This window comes from Pseudomonas sp. VEM90, from assembly GCF_054611535.1.
Map to the genome: position 1 here is coordinate 1 of NZ_JBTRAR010000039.1, position 18,010 is coordinate 18,010.

The following is an 18,010-nucleotide window of genomic DNA, read 5'->3' on the forward strand; positions in this document are numbered from 1 at the left end:
TTTTCAACCGCTTTCGATCATTTGATCGTAGCCCTTACAGCACCTTCAGAATTGTCTAACTCATTGAATTTCAAGGAGTTTGTCGTTCCGTTGTCGCTGGAAGTGGGGCGCATTATAAGGGGATTCGAGAGGGCGTCAACCTTTAATTTCAAGAAAGTGAAATATAAGGTGAAAAGACCGTATCGGGGCTGCCAAGTGTTCGCCACAACAGTTTCAGCGCCTGTGAGACCGAGCGCCGCGCGGGCGGCGCTCGATCTCACAGGCGCTGCAGGGGTTATGGCAGACACATCTCACCGCCAAAACCACCTCAAGACATACCCCCCTACAACAACAACAACAACAACAACAACAACAACCAAACCCCAAAAACAAAACGGGGAGGCCTACCGGCCTCCCCGCTTCTATATAGCTACACCACCAGCCAATCACTCAGCCTTGAGGGTAACCCGGCCAAACGACTTCTTACCCGCCTGGCATACATGAGTAGCGCCAAGGACAAACATGAAGTCCTTGTCGACCACGGCACCATCAACCTTCACCGCGCCGCCACTAAGCAAATCACGAGCCTGTGCCGAGTTCTTCACCAACCCGGCCCGGTTCAGCACGGCAGCGATCGGCAGGTCCTCTGTCGCAGCCACTTCGATCTCCGGCAAGTCCTCCGGCAGCTCGCCTTCCTTCATACGGTTACCGGCAGCACGGTGAGCACTGGCCGCAGCCTCCTCACCATGGAAGCGCGCCACAATTTCTTCCGCCAACTTGATCTTGATGTCACGCGGGTTGGCGCCGTTGGCGACGTCGGTACGGAACTGCTCGATTTCTTCCATCGAACGGAAGCTCAGCAGCTCGAAGTAACGCCACATCAGGGTATCCGGGATAGACACAAGCTTGCTGTACATCACCCCCGGCGCTTCCTGGATGCCGACATAGTTACCCAGCGACTTGGACATCTTCTTCACGCCGTCGAGCCCTTCGAGCAGTGGCATGGTCACGATGTTCTGCGCTTCCTGACCATAGGCGCGCTGCAGCTCGCGCCCCATCAGCAGGTTGAACTTCTGATCGGTACCACCCAGCTCTACATCCGCCTTCAGCGCCACCGAGTCGTAGCCTTGCACCAGCGGGTAGAGGAACTCGTGGATGGCAATCGGCTGATTGGTGGTGTAGCGCTTGTCGAAGTCATCACGCTCCAGCATGCGCGCCACAGTGTACTGCGACGCCAGGCGAATGAAGTCGGCGGGGGTCAGCTTGTCCATCCAGGTGGAGTTGAACGCGACTTCGGTCTTGGCAGGATCGAGGATCTTGAACACCTGCTGCTTGTAAGTCTCGGCGTTATCCAGCACCTGCTCACGCGTCAGCGGCGGGCGGGTGGCACTTTTGCCACTGGGGTCGCCGATCATGCCGGTGAAATCACCGATAAGGAAGATGACCTGATGACCCAGCTCCTGGAACTGACGCAGCTTGTTGATCAGCACCGTGTGACCAAGGTGCAGGTCAGGTGCAGTCGGGTCGAAGCCAGCCTTGATGCGCAGAGGCTGGCCGCGCTTGAGCTTCTCCACCAGTTCCGACTCGACCAGTACTTCTTCCGCACCGCGCTTGATAAGCGCCAGCTGCTCTTCAACCGACTTCATAGACAAACCCGCAAGGCTCAGATTCAGGGGGAGCCAACCATACAAGATCGGCTGTCAAATACAAGTTTCGCAAAGGAATGTGACCCGGGGACAGGCTTGCGGCGTCTACGCGCCCTTGCGTGAAAATGGATTTGGTTATATTTTATACAGTTATTTCATCTTCATCATGTCATTCATCTTTTCCATTTCACTTTTTCAAAGTCACCTTGCCTATGACCAACGAACCGCCTAAAGCGCCCCCGCTTTATCCGAAAAGCCATCTGTTGGCCGCCAGCGGCATTGCCGCCCTGCTCAGCTTGGCTCTACTGGTATTTCCATCCAGCGAAGTGGAAGCCAAGAAAACCACCCTCAACCTCGAGCTGGAAAGCCCTGCCGAGCAGTTGAAAGACGAGACCCGTGCTGCGCCACTGGTGCAGGCAGAACGCGGGCAAACCTCGCCTTTCGTCCAGATCGAAGACGCAGCCCCCGAGACTCAGAAGGCCGAACAGAAAGCCCCGGCCGCCGAAGCTACCAAAGAACCAGGCCACCGCGAGATCACCGTGGCCCGTGGCGATACACTGTCAACCCTGTTCGCCAAGGTTGGCCTGCCGGCCAATGCAGTGCATGACCTGCTGGCAAGTAACAAGCAGGCCAAGCAATTCAGCCAGCTCAAGCACGGCCAAGTGCTGCAGTTCGAACTCGACAAGGATGGCCAACTGGTCAGCCTGCACAGCAAGGTCAGTAACCTCGAAACCATTCACCTGACCAAGACCGCCAAGGGCTACACCTTCAATCGTGAAATCAGCAAACCAGTGGTGCGTACCGCCTATGCCCGCGGTGTGATCAAGAGTTCGCTGTCGGCATCGGCCCAGCGCGCAGGCCTGCCCCACAGCATGACCATGAGCCTGGCCCGCGTGCTGGGTTACGACATCGACTTCGCTCAGGATATTCGCCCGGGCGACGAATTCGACGTGGTCTATGAGCAGAAAGTGATAGACGGCAAGGTTGTCGGTACCGGCAATATCCTGTCCGCCCGCTTCACCAACCGCGGCAAGACCTATACCGCCGTGCGCTATACCAACAAGCAGGGCAACACTAGCTACTACACCGCCGACGGCAACAGCCTGCGCAAGGCCTTCATCCGTACCCCGGTCGACTTCGCCCGCATCAGCTCGCGCTTTTCCGCCGGCCGCAAGCACCCGATCCTGAACAAGATCCGCGCCCACAAGGGCGTCGACTACGCAGCTCCCCGCGGCACACCGATCAAGGCAGCTGGTGACGGCCGTATCGAACTGGCCGGTCGCCGAGGCGGCTACGGCAATACCGTGATTATCCAGCACGGTAACCGTTACAAGACGCTGTATGGCCATATGCAAGGCTTCGCCAAGGGCATCAAGACCGGCAGCACGGTCAAGCAGGGCCAGATCATTGGCTATATTGGCACCACTGGCCTGTCTACCGGCCCACACCTGCACTACGAGTTTCAGGTCAACGGCGTGCACGTCGATCCGCTGAGTCAGAAAGTGCCGATGGCCGACCCGATCGCCAGAAACGAGCGCCAGCGCTTCTTGCAGCAGAGCCAACCACTGATTGCCCGTATGGACCAGGAAAAGGCAACTCTGCTCGCAGCGAACAAGCGCTAAGCCATGGCGCTCTATCTGGGGGTGATGTCCGGCACCAGCCTTGATGGCCTGGACATTGCCCTGATCGAACAAGGCGAGCAGCTTGAGCTGCTCGCCACCCATTACCTGCCAATGCCCAACGACTTGCGTCAGGAGCTGCTTGCCCTGTGCAGCAGCGGCCCTGACGAGATCGCACGTGCGGCGCTGGCAGAAAACCGCTGGGCTAGCCTGGCAGGCGAAGGTATCCACCAATTGCTGGCTCGCCAAGGCCTGAAGGCGGAAGCCATCCGCGCCATTGGCAGCCACGGCCAGACCATCCGCCACGAGCCGGCACGTGGTTTTACCGTGCAGATCGGCAACCCGGCGCTGCTCGCCGAGCTTACTGGCATCAGTGTGGTCGCCGACTTCCGCCGCCGCGATGTGGCAGCCGGCGGCCAAGGCGCGCCGCTGGTGCCTGCCTTCCACGAAACCCTGTTCAGCCACCTTGGCCAGCGACTGGCAATCCTGAACGTGGGCGGCTTCAGCAACCTGAGCCTGATCGAACACGATAAACCGGTCCACGGCTTCGACTGTGGCCCGGGTAATGTGCTGCTGGACGCCTGGATCGAGCGAAAACTTGGCCAGGCCTACGATACCGATGGTGCCTGGGCTGCCTCAGGGGTTGTGCAAGCCAGCTTGCTCAACGCGTTGCTCAGCGACCCGTTCTTCGCCGACAGCGGCCCGAAGAGCACCGGCCGCGAGGTATTCAACCTGCCTTGGCTGGATGCTCACCTGGCCCGCCTACCCGTTTACCGCGACGAAGACGTACAGGCAACACTGCTGGAGCTGACCGCTCGCAGCATCATCGAGTCGTTGAGCAACGCCCAGCAAGCCACCGAAGCGCTTCTTGTATGTGGTGGTGGCGCACGTAACGGTGCGCTGATGGCCCGCCTCGGTCAGTTGTTACCCGAAGCCCATGTCGCCAGCACTGACGCCCATGGTGTGGACCCGGATTGGGTCGAGGCCATGGCCTTTGCCTGGCTGGCCCATTGCTGCCTGGAAGGCATCGCTGCCAACCGCCCCACCGTTACTGCCGCCAAAGGGTTGCGCATACTGGGCGCGATCTACCCGGCATGACCGCTTCGCCAGAAAGCAAAACGCCGCGCAATTGCGCGGCGTTTTGCTTTCTGGCGAAGTCTCAGATCGAGAACGACGAGCCGCAACCACAGGTGGTGGCGGCATTCGGATTCTTGATAACGAAACGCGAACCTTCCAGGCCTTCCTGGTAGTCCACTTCGGCGCCGGCCAGGTACTGGAAGCTCATCGGGTCGACCACCAGGGAAACGCCCTCGCGCTCGACGATGGTGTCATCTTCGGCCACATCTTCATCAAACGTAAAGCCATACTGGAAGCCCGAGCAACCACCACCGGTCACGAACACCCGCAGTTTCAGACGTTCATTGCCTTCCTCATTGACCAGGTTTTTCACCTTCTGGGCTGCCCCATGGGTGAACTCCAGGCCGGTAGGGGTGAAGGTTTCGACACTCATGTTGATTCTCCCGGCGCGGTAGCCGCCATAAAACTCGATGACGCGCATTATCCGCTTTCCCGAGAAAATCGGTCAAGAATTGTGCGGCTTTAGTCGCGACATACAAAAAGGCCCGCACGACGCGGGCCTTTTCGAACGCTGGCTGCTTACGGCAGCAAGCCGGCATGGGCCAGGCCCATGCGCTCATCCAGGCCGAACAGAATGTTGAGGTTCTGTACCGCCTGGCCGGAGGCGCCCTTGACCAGGTTGTCGATCACCGACAGCACCACCACCAGGTCACCACCCTGCGGACGATGAACCGCAATGCGACAAACGTTGGCGCCGCGCACGCTGCGGGTTTCCGGATGGCTGCCAGCTGGCATCACGTCGACGAACGGTTCGTCGGCGTAGCGCTTCTCGTACAGCGCCTGCAGGTCGACCGAGGTATCGACCACATTCGCGTACAGGGTGGCATGGATGCCGCGGATCATCGGCGTCAGATGCGGCACGAAAGTCAGCCCGATGTCCTTGCCCGCGGCCAGGCGCAAGCCTTGGCTGATCTCCGGCAGGTGGCGATGGCCCTTTACCGCGTATGCCTTCATGCTTTCGCCGGCTTCGCAGAACAGCGAGCCCACTGCCGCACCACGGCCTGCACCGCTGACGCCCGACTTGCAGTCGGCGATCAGGCGCGACGGGTCAGCCAGCCCTGCTTCCAGCAGCGGCAGGAAGCCCAGCTGGGTGGCGGTCGGATAGCAACCCGGCACAGCGATCAGGCGAGCCTGGCGGATCTTCTCGCGGTTGACTTCAGGCAGGCCATACACAGCGTCCTTGAGCAACTCTGGCGCGCCATGGGGCTGACCGTACCACTTGCCCCACTCGGCCGCATCCTGCAGGCGGAAGTCGGCCGACAGGTCGATCACCTTGGTGCCGGCCACCAGCAACTCACCAGCCAGGGCGTGGGCAACACCATGCGGCGTGGCGAAGAACACCACATCGCAGGCAGCCAAAGCCTTGCTGTCCGGTACGCTGAACGCCAGCCCGTCATAGTGGCCGCGCAGGTTCGGGTACATGTCCGCCACCGCCACGCCCGCCTCGGAGCGCGAAGTGATGACCGCCACTTCGGCCTGTGGATGCTGTGCCAGCAGACGCAACAGTTCGACGCCGGTGTAACCCGTGCCGCCGACGATACCGACCTTGATCATAACGCTTGCCCCTTATCAACGAGCCGTCTGGAAAGCGCACGATAATAGGGGCGCGGGGCGCCTGTAACAACTCTTCGGGTGACCCTTCGGGCGCTTGACCACTACTATCTGACGACCGTGATTACCTGAAGGAACTCCCTCCATGCTTTACCTATGGATCAAAGCGCTGCATATCGTCAGCGTGGTCTGCTGGTTCGCCGGCCTGTTCTACCTGCCCAGGCTGTTCGTCTACCACGCCCAGAGCCAGGACAGCATCAGCCAGGATCGCTTCGTGACCATGGAGCGCAAGCTGTACCGCGGCATCATGAACCCGGCGATGATCGCCACCTACGTTTTTGGCATCTGGATGCTGTACCTCACCCCCGGCTGGCTGAGCCAGGGATGGCTGCATGCCAAGCTCACCCTGGTCATCCTGCTGACCGGCTACCATCACGTGTGCGGTGCCCAGCGCAAACGCTTCGCCAACGGCACCAACACCCGCAGCCATGTCTACTATCGCTGGTTCAACGAAGTGCCCGTGCTGATCCTGCTGGCTATCGTAATTCTGGTGGTGGTGAAACCGTTCTGACATAGCCACCCGCTCAAGGAGCCTTGCCATGTCGCTACCTGCCTCGCTCGAACAACGCCTGCGGCTGCCCGTGGTTGCTGCGCCGATGTTCCTCATCTCCAACCCCCAACTGGTGCTGGCCTGCTGCGCCAACGGCGTGGTTGGCAGTTTCCCGGCCCTGAACCAACGCGACAGCGCTGGCTTCAAGGCCTGGCTGGAAGAGATCGAGGCTGGCCTGGCTCAACTGCAGGCGCCAGCGCCCTACGCCGTCAACCTGATCGTCCACCCGACCAACCCGCGCCTGCAGGCCGACCTAGCCTTGTGCGTGGAGCACCGGGTGCCGATCGTCATCACCAGCCTGGGCGCGGTGAAGGAAGTGGTCGATGCCGTACACAGCTACGGCGGCCTGGTGTTTCATGATGTCACCACCCGCCGGCATGCCGAAAAGGCCGCCGAAGCTGGTGTCGATGGCCTTATCGCCGTCGCCGCAGGCGCGGGCGGCCATGCCGGCATCTGGAGCCCGTTCGCCCTGGCCGCAGAAATTCGCCAGTTCTTCGACAAGACCCTGCTGCTGGCTGGCTGCATTAACCACGGCCACGAAATCCTGGCCGCACAACTGCTGGGGGCGGACCTGGCGTACATGGGCACGCGCTTCATCGCCACCACAGAAAGCCAGGCTCAGGGCGCCTACAAACAGATGCTGCTGGATGCCCATGCCGCCGACATCATCCACACACCCGTGGTGTCCGGTATCCCCGCCAGCTTCCTGCGTCAGAGCCTGGAGCAGGCCGGCTACGACATGAACGCCCTCAAGGGGGGGCACGTGCAAGGCAAGCTCAAGCCGATCGATGACGAAGCCAAGGCCTGGAAGACCGTATGGTCAGCGGGCCAGGGCGTCGGAGCCATCCATGACCTGCCCAGCGCCAGCGCATTGATCGAGCGCCTGCATGGCGAGTACCGACAAGCCCTGGAACGCTGCCAGGTTTGCGGGACCGCGCCCTGTAGCAAAAGGCAACACCTTGCACGGGCAAGTTGTACACTAGGCGCCCTCTTCCGCCCCCAGGAGCCTTGCATGACCCGTTACGCCATGATCACTGGTGCTTCCAGCGGCCTGGGCCTGGCCTTGGCGGAAGCGCTGGCACGGCGCGGGCGCAACCTGATCCTGGTGGCACGCCAACGAGAAACGCTGGAGCCTGTCGCCATGGAGCTGACCCAGCGTTTCGGTGTCGAGGTGCTGTTCCGCGCCTGCGACCTCAGCCAGCCGTTGCGCCTTTCAGGCTTCGTGCTAGAGCTGGAAGAAGGTGAGCGGCGTATCGATTTGCTGGTCAACTGCGCGGGCTTGCGCACCTATGGGCCGTTCCTGGCCCATGAATGGGCCGACGAACAAGACCTGCTGGAGGTCAACGTGCTGGCCCTGAGCCGCCTGTGCCACGCCATCGGTAACCTGATGGCTGTGCAGGGTGGCGGGCAGATTCTCAACGTCGCCGGCCTGGCCGGGGTGGCGCCTGGCCCATGGATGGCCGCCTATGCCGCTAGCAAGGCCTACGTGTTGAGCTTTTCCCAGGCCCTGCGCGAAGAACTCAAGCGCACCGGCATCAAGGTCTCTGTACTGTGCCCTGGCCCAGTACGTTCCGCACGCCGGCGCATTGCGCGGCTAGATGGCAAGCCGCGCTGTCTCAGCGCCGAGGAAGTGGCGCTGTACACCGTGCGGGCGCTGGACAAGAACCGCGCACTGATCATGCCCGGCCGGCGCAACCGCTGGCTGGCGTTCGCCCCGCGTTTGCTGCCGCGCTGGCTGGTGCGCAAGCTGGCTGGGGCCATCCACCGCCGCTATTGCCCCATCGGTATGGAATAGCCACTGGGCGAGCGGCGCCCGGCTGAGTACACTCGGCCCGACCCTCACCATGGAGCAAGTGCTGTGGACGATCTATTCCTCAAAATCATCAACCGGGAAATCCCGGCAGATATCATCTATGAAGACGACCAGATCCTGGCCTTCAAGGACATTGCACCCGCGGCACCGGTACATTTTCTGGTCATCCCGAAAAAGCACATTCGCACCCTCAATGACCTGACCGAAGAAGACAAGGCCCTGGCTGGCCACATCTTGTTCACCGCCCAACGCCTGGCTGTCGAACAAGGCTGCGAGGAAGGTTTCCGCGTGGTCATGAACTGCAACCCCAAAGGCGGCCAGACCGTCTACCACATCCATATGCACGTGCTTGGCCAGCGCCAGATGAACTGGCCGCCGGGCTGACCCACGGCAAGCGACCCCGCCGCTATTGCGGTAAACTGTCGGGCACATTCTTGCGGAGGTGCCCGATGGCTACCGAACGTCACTACTCGCCGCTCGACCGCTTGTTGCTGCAGGCCGATACTGCCATGCGCACCTTGCTGCCATTCAGCGGCCAACCCGCCCGGCCATCGCCGGCCATCGTCCAGCCAGATGCCGACATGGACGAGCAACAGGCCCGTCATATTGCCGGGCTGATGCGCATCAACCATACCGGTGAAGTCTGCGCCCAGGCGCTGTACCAAGGCCAGGCCCTGACCGCCAAGCTCCCGGAAGTGCGCAAGGCCATGGAGCATGCCGCCGAGGAAGAAGTGGATCACCTGGCCTGGTGCGAACAGCGCATTCGCCAGTTGAACAGCCACCCGAGCGTGCTCAACCCGCTGTTCTACGGCATGTCGTTCGGCATCGGCGCACTCGCCGGGCTGGTCAGCGACAAGGTCAGCCTGGGCTTCGTCGCCGCTACCGAACATCAGGTGTGCAAGCACCTCGACGAGCACCTGGAGCAGTTGCCGCACGAAGATGAAAAATCCCGGGCCATTCTCGAGCAAATGCGCATTGACGAAGAGCAACACGCCGAGTCTGCACTGGAAGCCGGTGGTTATCGCTTTCCGGCCCCCGTCCGCTTTGGCATGAGCTTGCTGGCCAAGGTCATGACCAAGAGCACATACCGCATCTGAAGGTATCACCATGACGGATCGATTCGACGCCAAGGACCTGGCGCGCGCCGTGCAAGCAGGCATTCTCCAGCCGGGTCAGGATCAAAGCCTGCTGGCATTCCTGCGCCAGCAACCCGCACCTCGTGGCAGCTTCCAGCTGGCCCATGTTGCCTTCTACTTTGGCGCCATGCTGATCATGGCGGCCATGGGCTGGTTGCTCACCGAGGCCTGGATGAGCCTCGGTGACGGCGCGCTGTTGATCATCGCCAGCCTCTACATCCTGCTGATCACCTTGCTCGCCCTCAATCTGCAGCGCCGCGCCCAACCCGTCGCTGCTGGCGTACTGGCTGCCGTTGCAGTCAGCATCGTGCCGCTGGCGGTATTCGCTATCGAACGCATGTTTGGCTGGTGGCCACTGGACGATGCGCAGGCCGACTACCACCAGTACTACACCTACGTGCAGGGCGGCTGGCTGGCGATGGAAGCAGCCACGGTGCTTGCCGGCCTGCTAATGCTGCGGTTGATCCCCTACCCGTTCGTCGTCATGCCTGTAGCCGTGGCCTTGTGGTTCATGTCGATGGACCTTAGCGAGTGGTTCTTCGGCTCCCCGTTCAGCTGGGAGCAGCGCCGCCACGTATCACTGTGGTTTGGGTTGGGCTTGCTGGTGGTTTTCGTCGTGATAGACGGCCGCACGCGTGAAGACTACGCCCGTTGGGGTTATCTGGCCGGGCTGGCAGCATTCTGGGGCGGGTTGACGCTGCTGGACAGCGGCAGTGAGTTGGGCAAGGCCCTGTACTGCCTGATCAACATTGCGCTGATGGGCATGGCGGTGCTGCTGCGCCGGCCGGTGTTCATGGTGTTTGGTGCGCTGGGAGTGGCCGCTTACCTGGGGTACCTAGCGTATGAGGTGTTTGCCCAGTCGCTACTGTTCCCAGTGGTGGTGACCTTTATCGGGCTGGGGGTTATCTGGCTTGGGCTGATTTACCAGAAGCACCGGGAGCGGATGAGCCAGGCGCTAAGAAGCAGTCTTCCGCAATGGCTGCGGATGGCCCTTCCGGCCCTGCGCAACTGAAGGCCGCCCTGGGCCAGATGTGGGAGCGGGTTCACCCGCTCCCACAAGGGCTGCAAAGCGGCGCCGGAATCTCAGCCTTAACCCAGCTCCACGATTTCATACCCATGGGTAATCTCAACCCCGGCACGCTCAAGCATGATCGAAGCCGAGCAGTACTTTTCCGCTGACAGCTCCACCGCCCGCTTGACCTGCGCTTCTTTCAGCCCACGCCCCTTCACCACGAAGTTCATGTGAATCTTGGTGAACACCTTCGGGTCTTCGCTGGCGCGCTCCGCGTCCAGAAACGCCTCGCAGCTTTCCACTGCCTGGCGCGACTTCTTCAGGATGCTCACCACGTCAAAGCTGCTGCAGCCACCCAGGCCCAGCAACAGCATTTCCATCGGTCGCACGCCCAGGTTGCGGCCACCGGCCTCGGGCGGGCCGTCCATTACGACGACATGGCCGCTCCCCGATTCGCCGAGGAACATTGCCTCACCGGCCCACTGGATACGTGCCTTCATCTACCCGGACTCCTGATTTTCGGAAAAGGGTGTCAGCTTAGACCTTGTGCGGCTGTGGGAAAAGCACGAGATGTGTCGGTTTAGTACCGAAACATCCTGTAGTGTCTGATAAGCTGGCGCCAAATGACTGGCGCTTTCCGTCAGCCAACCTCTATAAAAAGCCTATGCGTCGTATCGAACAGGATTTCGTGATGGTTGCCTCCGCCCTACCCGCCAAGATAAAGAACATCGACAAGCTGCTGGTACACTGCCAGCGCCGCCGCTACACCGCCAAAAGCAACATCATCTGCGCCGGCGACCGGGCCGAGACACTGTCGTTCATCATCAAGGGTTCGGTCACCATCCTCATCGAGGACGACGACGGCCATGAAATGATCATTGCCTACCTCAACAATGGCGATTTCTTTGGCGAGCTAGGCCTGTTCGAGCCCATTGATGGCGAACAGCAGCGCAGTGCCTGGGTACGCGCCAAGACCGAATGCGAAGTGGCCGAAATCAGCTACGAGAAGTTTCGCGAACTGGCGCGCCAGGACCCTGAAATCCTCTACGCCCTGGGTAGCCAGATGGCCCAGCGCCTGCGCAACACTACCCGCAAGGTTGGCGACTTGGCATTTTTCGACGTGACCGGGCGAGTTGCCCGTTGCCTGCTGGAACTGTGCAAGCAGCCGGACGCCATGACCCATCCCGATGGCATGCAAATCAAGATCACCCGTCAGGAAATAGGCCGAATCGTCGGTTGCTCTCGGGAAATGGTCGGCCGCGTTCTAAAGGACTTGGAGGAACGCAGCCTGGTGCAGGTCAAGGGCAAGACCATGGTGGTCTACGGTACCCGCTAGTCCTTGGGCAACTCGGCCAGCACCTTGGCGTAGGCCTGCGAAAGGCGCTCGAACCAGGGTGCTGCCGGCGCGACTTCGTGCAAGGCGATGTGCGCATCAGCGCGACAGCGTTGCTCCAGCTCGCAGCACTCGTTGAAGCGGTTGACCGCCGCCACCATCGACTCACGCTCGTTGTCCAGCAACAGCGCACCGTGTACCAGCACCACCGGGCGCTTGCCACCCAGGCCCTGACGCCAGCGCTGGGCAGTACCCACCAGTTTGCGGCCATTGAGGTTGACGTTGTAGCGGCCATCGCAGAAGGCCCCGTCGATTTCCCCGACGGACGCTACCCCGCCCCACTCGCGCAGCACATCGCACAGCGGCAGACACAGGCGCTCGTAGGCATTTTCGATACGGCCGTGGTCACCTTCACTGCGCGGCGCGGCGTAGACCAGTGCAACGTTCACCGTCGAATGCGACTGAGGTACCGGCTCACCGCCGGTTTCTCGCAGCAGCACCGGCCAGCCAGCAATAGCCAATTCCGCGCAGGCGACTTCAAAGTTGCCCAGCCGGCTCATGCGCCGAGGCATGACCAGAGCGTGGTCGGTCGGACGCCAGAACAGCACACCACTCTCGCGTTCGCCGCGGCAGACGGCGGCCAGCAGTTCCTGCTCCGCGTGCAGGCCCTGTTCGACAGTCAGGGCCAGGGGTTGATCGGTCATTGATCCACCTATGATGTTGATTTAACCGGTCTCTTCGCGGGTAAACCCGCTCCTACAACAGCGCGTGTAGCGGGCTTGCCCGCGAAGAGGCCATTACAGGTACAAAAAAGCCGGCAAAAACGCCGGCTTCATTTGATCAGTCCAGGTGCTGAACAGTCTTCTTCACCTGCTCGGGGAAGAACAGCCGCTGTAATTCCAGGCCAGGGTGCTCGGCGCGCATGAACGCCTCCCCCACCAGGAACGAGTAAACTTCGTTGATTGCCATCAGCTCCACATCGGCCCGGTTGAGAATACCGCTTTCGGTAATCGCCAGACGGTCACGCGGAATGCGCGGCAGCAGATCAAGGGTGGTTTCCAGGCTGACCTCGAAGGTGTGCAGATTGCGGTTGTTCACCCCCACCAGCGGCGTATCCAGGGTTTTCAGCGCGCGCTCCAGTTCATCGCCATCGTGCACTTCCACCAGCACGTCGAGGCCGACGTCCTTGGCAGTGGCGGCCAGTTCAGCCATCTTCACGTCGTCCAGCGCCGACACGATCAGCAGTACGCAATCTGCCCCCAGGGCCCGGGCTTCGACGATCTGGTAAGGGTCGACCATGAAGTCCTTGCGGATCACCGGCAGCGAAACCGCTGCGCGGGCCTGCTGCAAGTACTCATCGGCACCCTGGAAATAATCGACATCGGTCAGCACCGACAGGCAGGTGGCCCCGCCCTTCTCGTAGCTGACCGCGATTTCCGCCGGCACGAAATGCTCACGGATCACGCCCTTGCTTGGCGAAGCCTTCTTGATTTCGGCAATCACCGCTGGCTGCTTGCGCTTGGCCTGCTCGATCAGCGCGTTGGCGAAGCCACGCGGGGCGTCGGCGGCCTTGGCCAGGCTCTCCAGCTCGGCGAAGCTGACGCGTGCACTGCGCTCGGCCACTTCCTGAAATTTGCGGGCAATGATCCTTTCCAGCACCGTCGGCACACTCATGCTTCGTTCTCCACCTTGAATACTGCAGTAAAGGCGCCCAATTCCTGCAACTTCTCCCAGGCCAGGCCGGTGTGCAGTACATCATGGGCCAGTTCTACACCGGCTTTCAGGCTCATGGCATGGTCAGCGGCATACAGTGCCGCGCCAGCATTAAGCACGATCATCTCGGCGGCCTTCTGGCCGTTCTCGGTCTTGCGCCGACCCAGCGCATCGCGAATCAGCTCCAGCGAAGCCTGCGGGCTCTCGACTGCCAAGCCATGAAGGCTCTGACTCTTAATGCCGAGGTCTTCCGGCTCGACCCAATATTCAGTGATCTCGTCGTTTTTCAGTTCGGCGACGAAGGTGGGTGCCGCCAGGCTGAACTCGTCCAGTCCATCCTTCGAGTGCACTACCAGCACATGCTTGCTACCCAGGCGCTGCAGCACCTCAGCCAGCGGGCGGCAAAGGGTTTGCGCGAACACACCGACCACCTGGTGCTTCACTCCGGCCGGATTCGTAAGCGGGCCGAGCATATTGAACAGGGTGCGCAACCCCAGTTCTCGACGCGGGCCTGCGGCGTGTTTCATGGCCGAGTGGTGACTTTGCGCGAACATGAAGCCGATGCCCAGGCTGTCGATGCAGCGCGCCACTTGAGTTGGCGTCAGGTTCAGGTAGATGCCGGCAGCTTCCAGCAGGTCGGCACTGCCGCTCTTGCCCGATACTGCGCGGTTACCATGCTTGGCCACCGGGCAGCCCGCCGCCGCCAGGACGAAGGACGAAGCGGTGGATACGTTGAAGATGTTAGCGCCGTCACCGCCGGTACCGACAATGTCGACGACACCATCAAGGCTTTGCAGCTCGACCTTTTCGGCCAGTTCACGCATCACCGACACCGCACCGACGATTTCGTCGATGCTTTCGCTTTTCATGCGCATGCCCATCAGGAAGGCACCTATCTGCGCCTCGCTGCACTGACCGGTCATGATCTGGCGCATGACCTGGCGCATTTCTTCGGTAGTAAGGTCCAGTTGGCCGACGATACGGCTCAACGCACTCTTGATATCCATGTTCGATCCTTAACGGCGGCCGCCGGTCTGCTTGAGGAAATTGGCGAACAGTTCGTGGCCCTGCTCGGTCAGGATCGACTCAGGGTGGAATTGCACCCCTTCGATATTCAGCGTCTTGTGGCGCAGGCCCATGATCTCATCGACCGAACCGTCAGCATGGGAGGTCCAGGCGGTAACTTCCAGGCAGTCGGGCAAGGTTTCACGCTTTACCACCAGCGAGTGGTAACGGGTCACGGTCAGCGGGTTGTTAAGGCTGGCGAACACGCCCAGGTCGCGGTGATATACCGGGCTGGTCTTGCCATGCATGACCTGGCGTGCACGAACAACGTCGCCGCCAAAGGCCTGCCCGATTGACTGGTGGCCCAGGCATACGCCAAGGATTGGCAACTTCCCGGCGAAATGCAGGATGGCCTCGATAGACACGCCTGCCTCACTTGGAGTGCACGGCCCCGGGGATACGACGATGCGCTCAGGGTTGAGGGCCTCGATCTGGGCGATTGTCATTTCGTCATTGCGAATGACCTTCACCTCGGCACCCAGCTCGCCAAGGTACTGAACGACGTTGTAAGTGAATGAGTCGTAATTGTCGATCATCAGTAACATGGTGTTAAACCTCTTGAATCTACTGACTTCATGATTCGAACCTTCCAGCACCAGCCACAGGCGCGGCTTTGCCACAACGGGCGGTAAACGAGAAGGCAAACGGGGACGGGCCGGGCGGGCCGGCAGGAGATAAAGTCAGGCGCGCCAACGCCAACGGGCGTGGGCCTTGATTACGCGCATCAAGAGTTTGCTGACGATCAACACAGGATAGGTCTCGCTCATACGTCCCGGCACAGTAGCCTACCGGGACGACGGGCGCAATATGCCTGTAAACACGGGGAAACGAATGGACTTGGGAGGGAAGCACGACGATTTGCTAAGGTCGATGGGGTTGTCCTGATAAAAACAAAGAAAAGGATGTTCCCTGATGCGAAAAGCCCCGTTATTGCGCTTTACCCTCGCTTCACTGGCCCTGGCCTGTAGCCAGGCGTTGGCCGGCCCTTCGCCCTATTCAACCCTCATCGTGTTTGGCGACAGCCTCGCCGATGCAGGGCAGTTTCCCGACCTGAGCGGCGGTACCCCAGGCGCGCGTTTCACCAACCGCGATGCCAACGGTAACTTCGCTCCGGTGTCACCGATGATCCTCGGTGGCCGCCTGGGCGTCGCGCCAGACGACCTTAACCCGTCGACATCCATAGGCATCCAGCCCGATGGTAATAACTGGGCAGTTGGTGGGTACACCACCCAACAGATCCTGGACTCGATCACGACAACGTCCGAGACCGTCATCCCACCAGGAAACCCCAATGCCGGGTTGGTGCTGCGCGAGCGCCCCGGCTACCTGGCCAACGGCCTGCGCGCCGACCCAAATGCCTTGTATTACCTGACAGGTGGCGGTAACGACTTCCTGCAGGGCCTGGTGAATAGCCCGGCCGACGCCGTAGTCGCCGGCGCCCGCCTGGCTGCCAGCGCCCAAGCCCTTCAGCAAGGAGGCGCGCGCTACATCATGGTCTGGCTGCTACCTGACCTCGGCCAAACGCCCAATTTCAGCGGCACGCCACAGCAAAACCCACTGTCACTGCTCTCCGCTGCGTTCAACCAGTCACTGATCAGCCAGCTAGGGCAGATCGATGCCCAGATCATTCCACTGAACATTCCTACGCTGTTGAGCGAGGCGCTGGCCAGCCCCAGTCAGTTCGGCCTGGCCAGCGACCAGAACCTGGTCGGCACCTGCTACAGCGGCGATAGCTGCGTGGAAAACCCGGTGTACGGGATCAACGGCACAACGCCAGACCCGACCAAACTGCTGTTCAACGACTCGGTCCACCCGACCATCGCGGGTCAGCAGCTGATTGCCGATTACGCCTACTCGATCCTCGCGGCACCCTGGGAACTGACCCTGCTACCGGAAATGGCCCACGCCAGCCTGCGGGCTCACCAGGATGAGTTGCGTAATCAGTGGCAGACGCCTTGGCAAGCAGTTGGCCAATGGCAAGCCTTTGTCGCCAGCGGCGCTCAGGACCTGGACTTCGACGGCCAGCACAGCGCGGCCAGCGGTGACGGCCGCGGCTACAACCTGACCGTGGGCGGCAGCTATCGCCTGAGCGACGCCTGGCGCCTGGGCCTGGCCGGCGGTGCGTACCGGCAGAAGCTGGAAGCTGGCGAACAGGACTCGGACTACAAGCTGAACAGCTATATGGCCAGTGCCTTTGCCCAATACCGCCAGGACCGCTGGTGGGCCGACGCAGCGCTGACCGCCGGGCACCTGGACTACAGCGACCTCAAGCGTACCTTCGCCCTGGGCGTGAATGACCGCAGTGAGAAGGGCGACACCGACGGCGAAGCCTGGGCATTGTCCGGGCGGCTGGGCTACAACCTGGCGGCCGACACCAGCAACTGGCAGTTGGCACCGTTCATCAGTGCCGACTATGCGCGGGTGAAGGTGGATGGCTACGACGAGAAGAGCGGGCGCTCGACGGCGCTTGGCTTCGATGACCAGGAGCGCACGTCACGCCGCCTGGGCGTGGGGCTGCTGGGCAGTGTGCAGGTACTGCCAGGTACCCGGCTTTTCGCCGAGGTGGCTCAGGAGCATGAGTTCGAGGACGACGACCAGGATGTGACGATGCACCTGACCAGCTTGCCGGCAAATGACTTCACCCTGACCGGGTATACACCGCACAGCGACCTGACCCGGGCGAGCCTGGGCGTAACCCATGAACTGGTGGCGGGGGTGCATTTGCGCGGGAACTACAACTGGCGCAAGAGTGATGAGTTGACGCAGCAGGGCATTAGCGTGGGGGTTAGCGTGGACTTCTAAATTGCTGGGGGCCGCTTTGCGGCCCATTCGCGGGTAAACCCGCTCCTACGCCAGCCTCGTATGCCTGAGGCTTGCGCACCCTTGTAGGAGCGGGTTTACCCGCGAATACGGTGGCGGCGGCAACGGTGAACGGCCGGTAGAAATTGGCCAGCAGGCCCGGCCCATTCGCGGGTGAACCCGCTCCTACGACGGCCTCGTATGCCTGAGGCTTGCGCACCCTTGTAGGAGCGGGTTTACCCGCGAATACGGTGGCGGCGGCAACGGTGAACGGCCGGTAGAAATTGGCCAGCAGGCCCGGCCCATTCGCGGGTGAACCCGCTCCTACGACGGCCTCGTATGCCTGAGGCTTGCGCACCCTTGTAGGAGCGGGTTTACCCGCGAATACGGTGGCGGCGGCAACGGTGAACGGCCGGTAGAAATTGGCCAGCAGGCCCGGCCCATTCGCGGGTGAACCCGCTCCTACGACGGCCTCGTATGCCTGAGGCTTGCGCACCCTTGTAGGAGCGGGTTTACCCGCGAATACGGTGGCGGCGGCAACGGTGAACGGCCGGTAGAAATTGGCCAGCAGGCCCGGCCCATTCGCGGGTGAACCCG

The 18,010-nt window shown here is 61.4% G+C and carries 18 protein-coding genes and 1 pseudogene; 10 read left to right on the forward strand and 9 right to left on the reverse strand.

The features are described 5' to 3' along the window. Nucleotides 1-425: 425 nt before the first annotated feature. Nucleotides 426-1,625 carry a tyrosine--tRNA ligase gene (gene tyrS, locus ACYCCG_RS25295; protein WP_209968322.1) on the reverse strand — a complete coding sequence of 400 codons (1,200 nt, stop codon included), beginning with the start codon at nt 1,623-1,625 and terminating at the stop codon, nt 426-428. Between the two features lie 212 nt (nt 1,626-1,837). Here tyrS and ACYCCG_RS25300 point away from each other — a divergent pair, with 212 nt between their 5' ends. Both ACYCCG_RS25300 and ACYCCG_RS25305 read left to right on the forward strand, forming a co-directional pair. Next, nucleotides 1,838-3,247 carry a peptidoglycan DD-metalloendopeptidase family protein gene (locus ACYCCG_RS25300; RefSeq protein ID WP_209968324.1) on the forward strand — a complete coding sequence of 470 codons (1,410 nt, stop codon included), beginning with the start codon at nt 1,838-1,840 and terminating at the stop codon, nt 3,245-3,247. Nucleotides 3,248-3,250: 3 nt separating this feature from the next. Next, on the forward strand, nt 3,251-4,342 hold the full coding sequence (locus tag ACYCCG_RS25305; RefSeq protein WP_209968327.1) for an anhydro-N-acetylmuramic acid kinase: 1,092 nt from the start codon (nt 3,251-3,253) through the stop codon (nt 4,340-4,342). Between the two features lie 61 nt (nt 4,343-4,403). On the opposite strand, the gene erpA is transcribed toward ACYCCG_RS25305, so the two are convergent. Both erpA and argC read right to left on the reverse strand, forming a co-directional pair. Next, a complete protein-coding gene (gene erpA, locus ACYCCG_RS25310; RefSeq protein ID WP_003255511.1) occupies nt 4,404-4,754 on the reverse strand; it encodes an iron-sulfur cluster insertion protein ErpA in 351 nt (116 codons plus the stop codon). Nucleotides 4,755-4,900: 146 nt separating this feature from the next. Then, complete coding sequence (gene argC / locus ACYCCG_RS25315) at nt 4,901-5,935, reverse strand: N-acetyl-gamma-glutamyl-phosphate reductase (protein ID WP_209968330.1); 1,035 nt, start codon at nt 5,933-5,935, stop codon at nt 4,901-4,903. A 142-nt stretch (nt 5,936-6,077) separates the two neighbouring features. Here argC and hemJ point away from each other — a divergent pair, with 142 nt between their 5' ends. From hemJ to ACYCCG_RS25345, 6 genes and pseudogenes are all read left to right on the forward strand, one after another. After that, entirely contained in the window at nt 6,078-6,503 is a 426-nt protein-coding gene (gene hemJ / locus ACYCCG_RS25320) for a protoporphyrinogen oxidase HemJ (RefSeq protein ID WP_176683479.1), read from the forward strand. Nucleotides 6,504-6,531: 28 nt separating this feature from the next. Continuing rightward, nucleotides 6,532-7,452, forward strand: a pseudogene (locus ACYCCG_RS25325) (NAD(P)H-dependent flavin oxidoreductase); the annotation flags it as partial. Nucleotides 7,453-7,554: 102 nt separating this feature from the next. Then, nucleotides 7,555-8,337 carry an SDR family NAD(P)-dependent oxidoreductase gene (locus tag ACYCCG_RS25330; protein ID WP_176683481.1) on the forward strand — a complete coding sequence of 261 codons (783 nt, stop codon included), beginning with the start codon at nt 7,555-7,557 and terminating at the stop codon, nt 8,335-8,337. A 63-nt stretch (nt 8,338-8,400) separates the two neighbouring features. Beyond that, complete coding sequence (locus tag ACYCCG_RS25335) at nt 8,401-8,739, forward strand: histidine triad nucleotide-binding protein (RefSeq protein WP_003255518.1); 339 nt, start codon at nt 8,401-8,403, stop codon at nt 8,737-8,739. Nucleotides 8,740-8,804: 65 nt separating this feature from the next. After that, nucleotides 8,805-9,452, forward strand: a complete 648-nt coding sequence (coq7, locus tag ACYCCG_RS25340; protein WP_209968337.1) for a 2-polyprenyl-3-methyl-6-methoxy-1,4-benzoquinone monooxygenase — start codon at nt 8,805-8,807, stop codon at nt 9,450-9,452. Between the two features lie 10 nt (nt 9,453-9,462). Further along, nucleotides 9,463-10,503, forward strand: coding sequence for a DUF2157 domain-containing protein (locus tag ACYCCG_RS25345; protein WP_209968342.1), 1,041 nt, complete (start codon nt 9,463-9,465; stop codon nt 10,501-10,503). Nucleotides 10,504-10,580: 77 nt separating this feature from the next. Here ACYCCG_RS25345 and ACYCCG_RS25350 read toward each other — a convergent pair whose 3' ends face one another. Next, the gene (locus tag ACYCCG_RS25350; protein WP_039602515.1) at nt 10,581-11,003 is read right to left on the reverse strand and encodes an OsmC family protein; all 423 of its coding nucleotides are present in this window, start codon (nt 11,001-11,003) and stop codon (nt 10,581-10,583) included. Between the two features lie 191 nt (nt 11,004-11,194). Here ACYCCG_RS25350 and crp point away from each other — a divergent pair, with 191 nt between their 5' ends. After that, nucleotides 11,195-11,839, forward strand: coding sequence for a cAMP-activated global transcriptional regulator CRP (gene crp / locus ACYCCG_RS25355; RefSeq protein WP_176683485.1), 645 nt, complete (start codon nt 11,195-11,197; stop codon nt 11,837-11,839). Here crp and ACYCCG_RS25360 read toward each other — a convergent pair. The 4 genes from ACYCCG_RS25360 to ACYCCG_RS25375 all read right to left on the reverse strand — a co-directional run bounded on the left by ACYCCG_RS25360 (nt 11,836) and on the right by ACYCCG_RS25375 (nt 15,159). Then, nucleotides 11,836-12,540: a lipoate--protein ligase family protein gene (locus ACYCCG_RS25360; protein ID WP_209968346.1), complete on the reverse strand. Its 705-nt coding sequence runs from the start codon at nt 12,538-12,540 to the stop codon at nt 11,836-11,838. The two genes, crp and ACYCCG_RS25360, sit on opposite strands and share 4 nt — an antisense overlap. Before the next feature lie 136 nt (nt 12,541-12,676). Beyond that, nucleotides 12,677-13,510: an indole-3-glycerol phosphate synthase TrpC gene (trpC, locus tag ACYCCG_RS25365; protein WP_176683487.1), complete on the reverse strand. Its 834-nt coding sequence runs from the start codon at nt 13,508-13,510 to the stop codon at nt 12,677-12,679. Next, a complete protein-coding gene (gene trpD, locus ACYCCG_RS25370) occupies nt 13,507-14,556 on the reverse strand; it encodes an anthranilate phosphoribosyltransferase (RefSeq protein ID WP_176683488.1) in 1,050 nt (349 codons plus the stop codon). The genes trpC and trpD overlap by 4 nt, the downstream gene beginning before the upstream one ends. A 9-nt stretch (nt 14,557-14,565) precedes the next feature. Beyond that, complete coding sequence (locus tag ACYCCG_RS25375) at nt 14,566-15,159, reverse strand: aminodeoxychorismate/anthranilate synthase component II (protein WP_003255531.1); 594 nt, start codon at nt 15,157-15,159, stop codon at nt 14,566-14,568. Nucleotides 15,160-15,526: 367 nt separating this feature from the next. Between ACYCCG_RS25375 and estP the strand changes: the two genes are divergently transcribed. Continuing rightward, entirely contained in the window at nt 15,527-17,416 is a 1,890-nt protein-coding gene (estP, locus tag ACYCCG_RS25380; protein WP_339444673.1) for an esterase EstP, read from the forward strand. Here the strand turns inward: estP and ACYCCG_RS25385 are convergent. Continuing rightward, on the reverse strand, nt 17,400-18,010 hold a 611-nt coding region (locus ACYCCG_RS25385; protein ID WP_459672208.1), incomplete at its 5' end, for a hypothetical protein. The two genes, estP and ACYCCG_RS25385, sit on opposite strands and share 17 nt — an antisense overlap.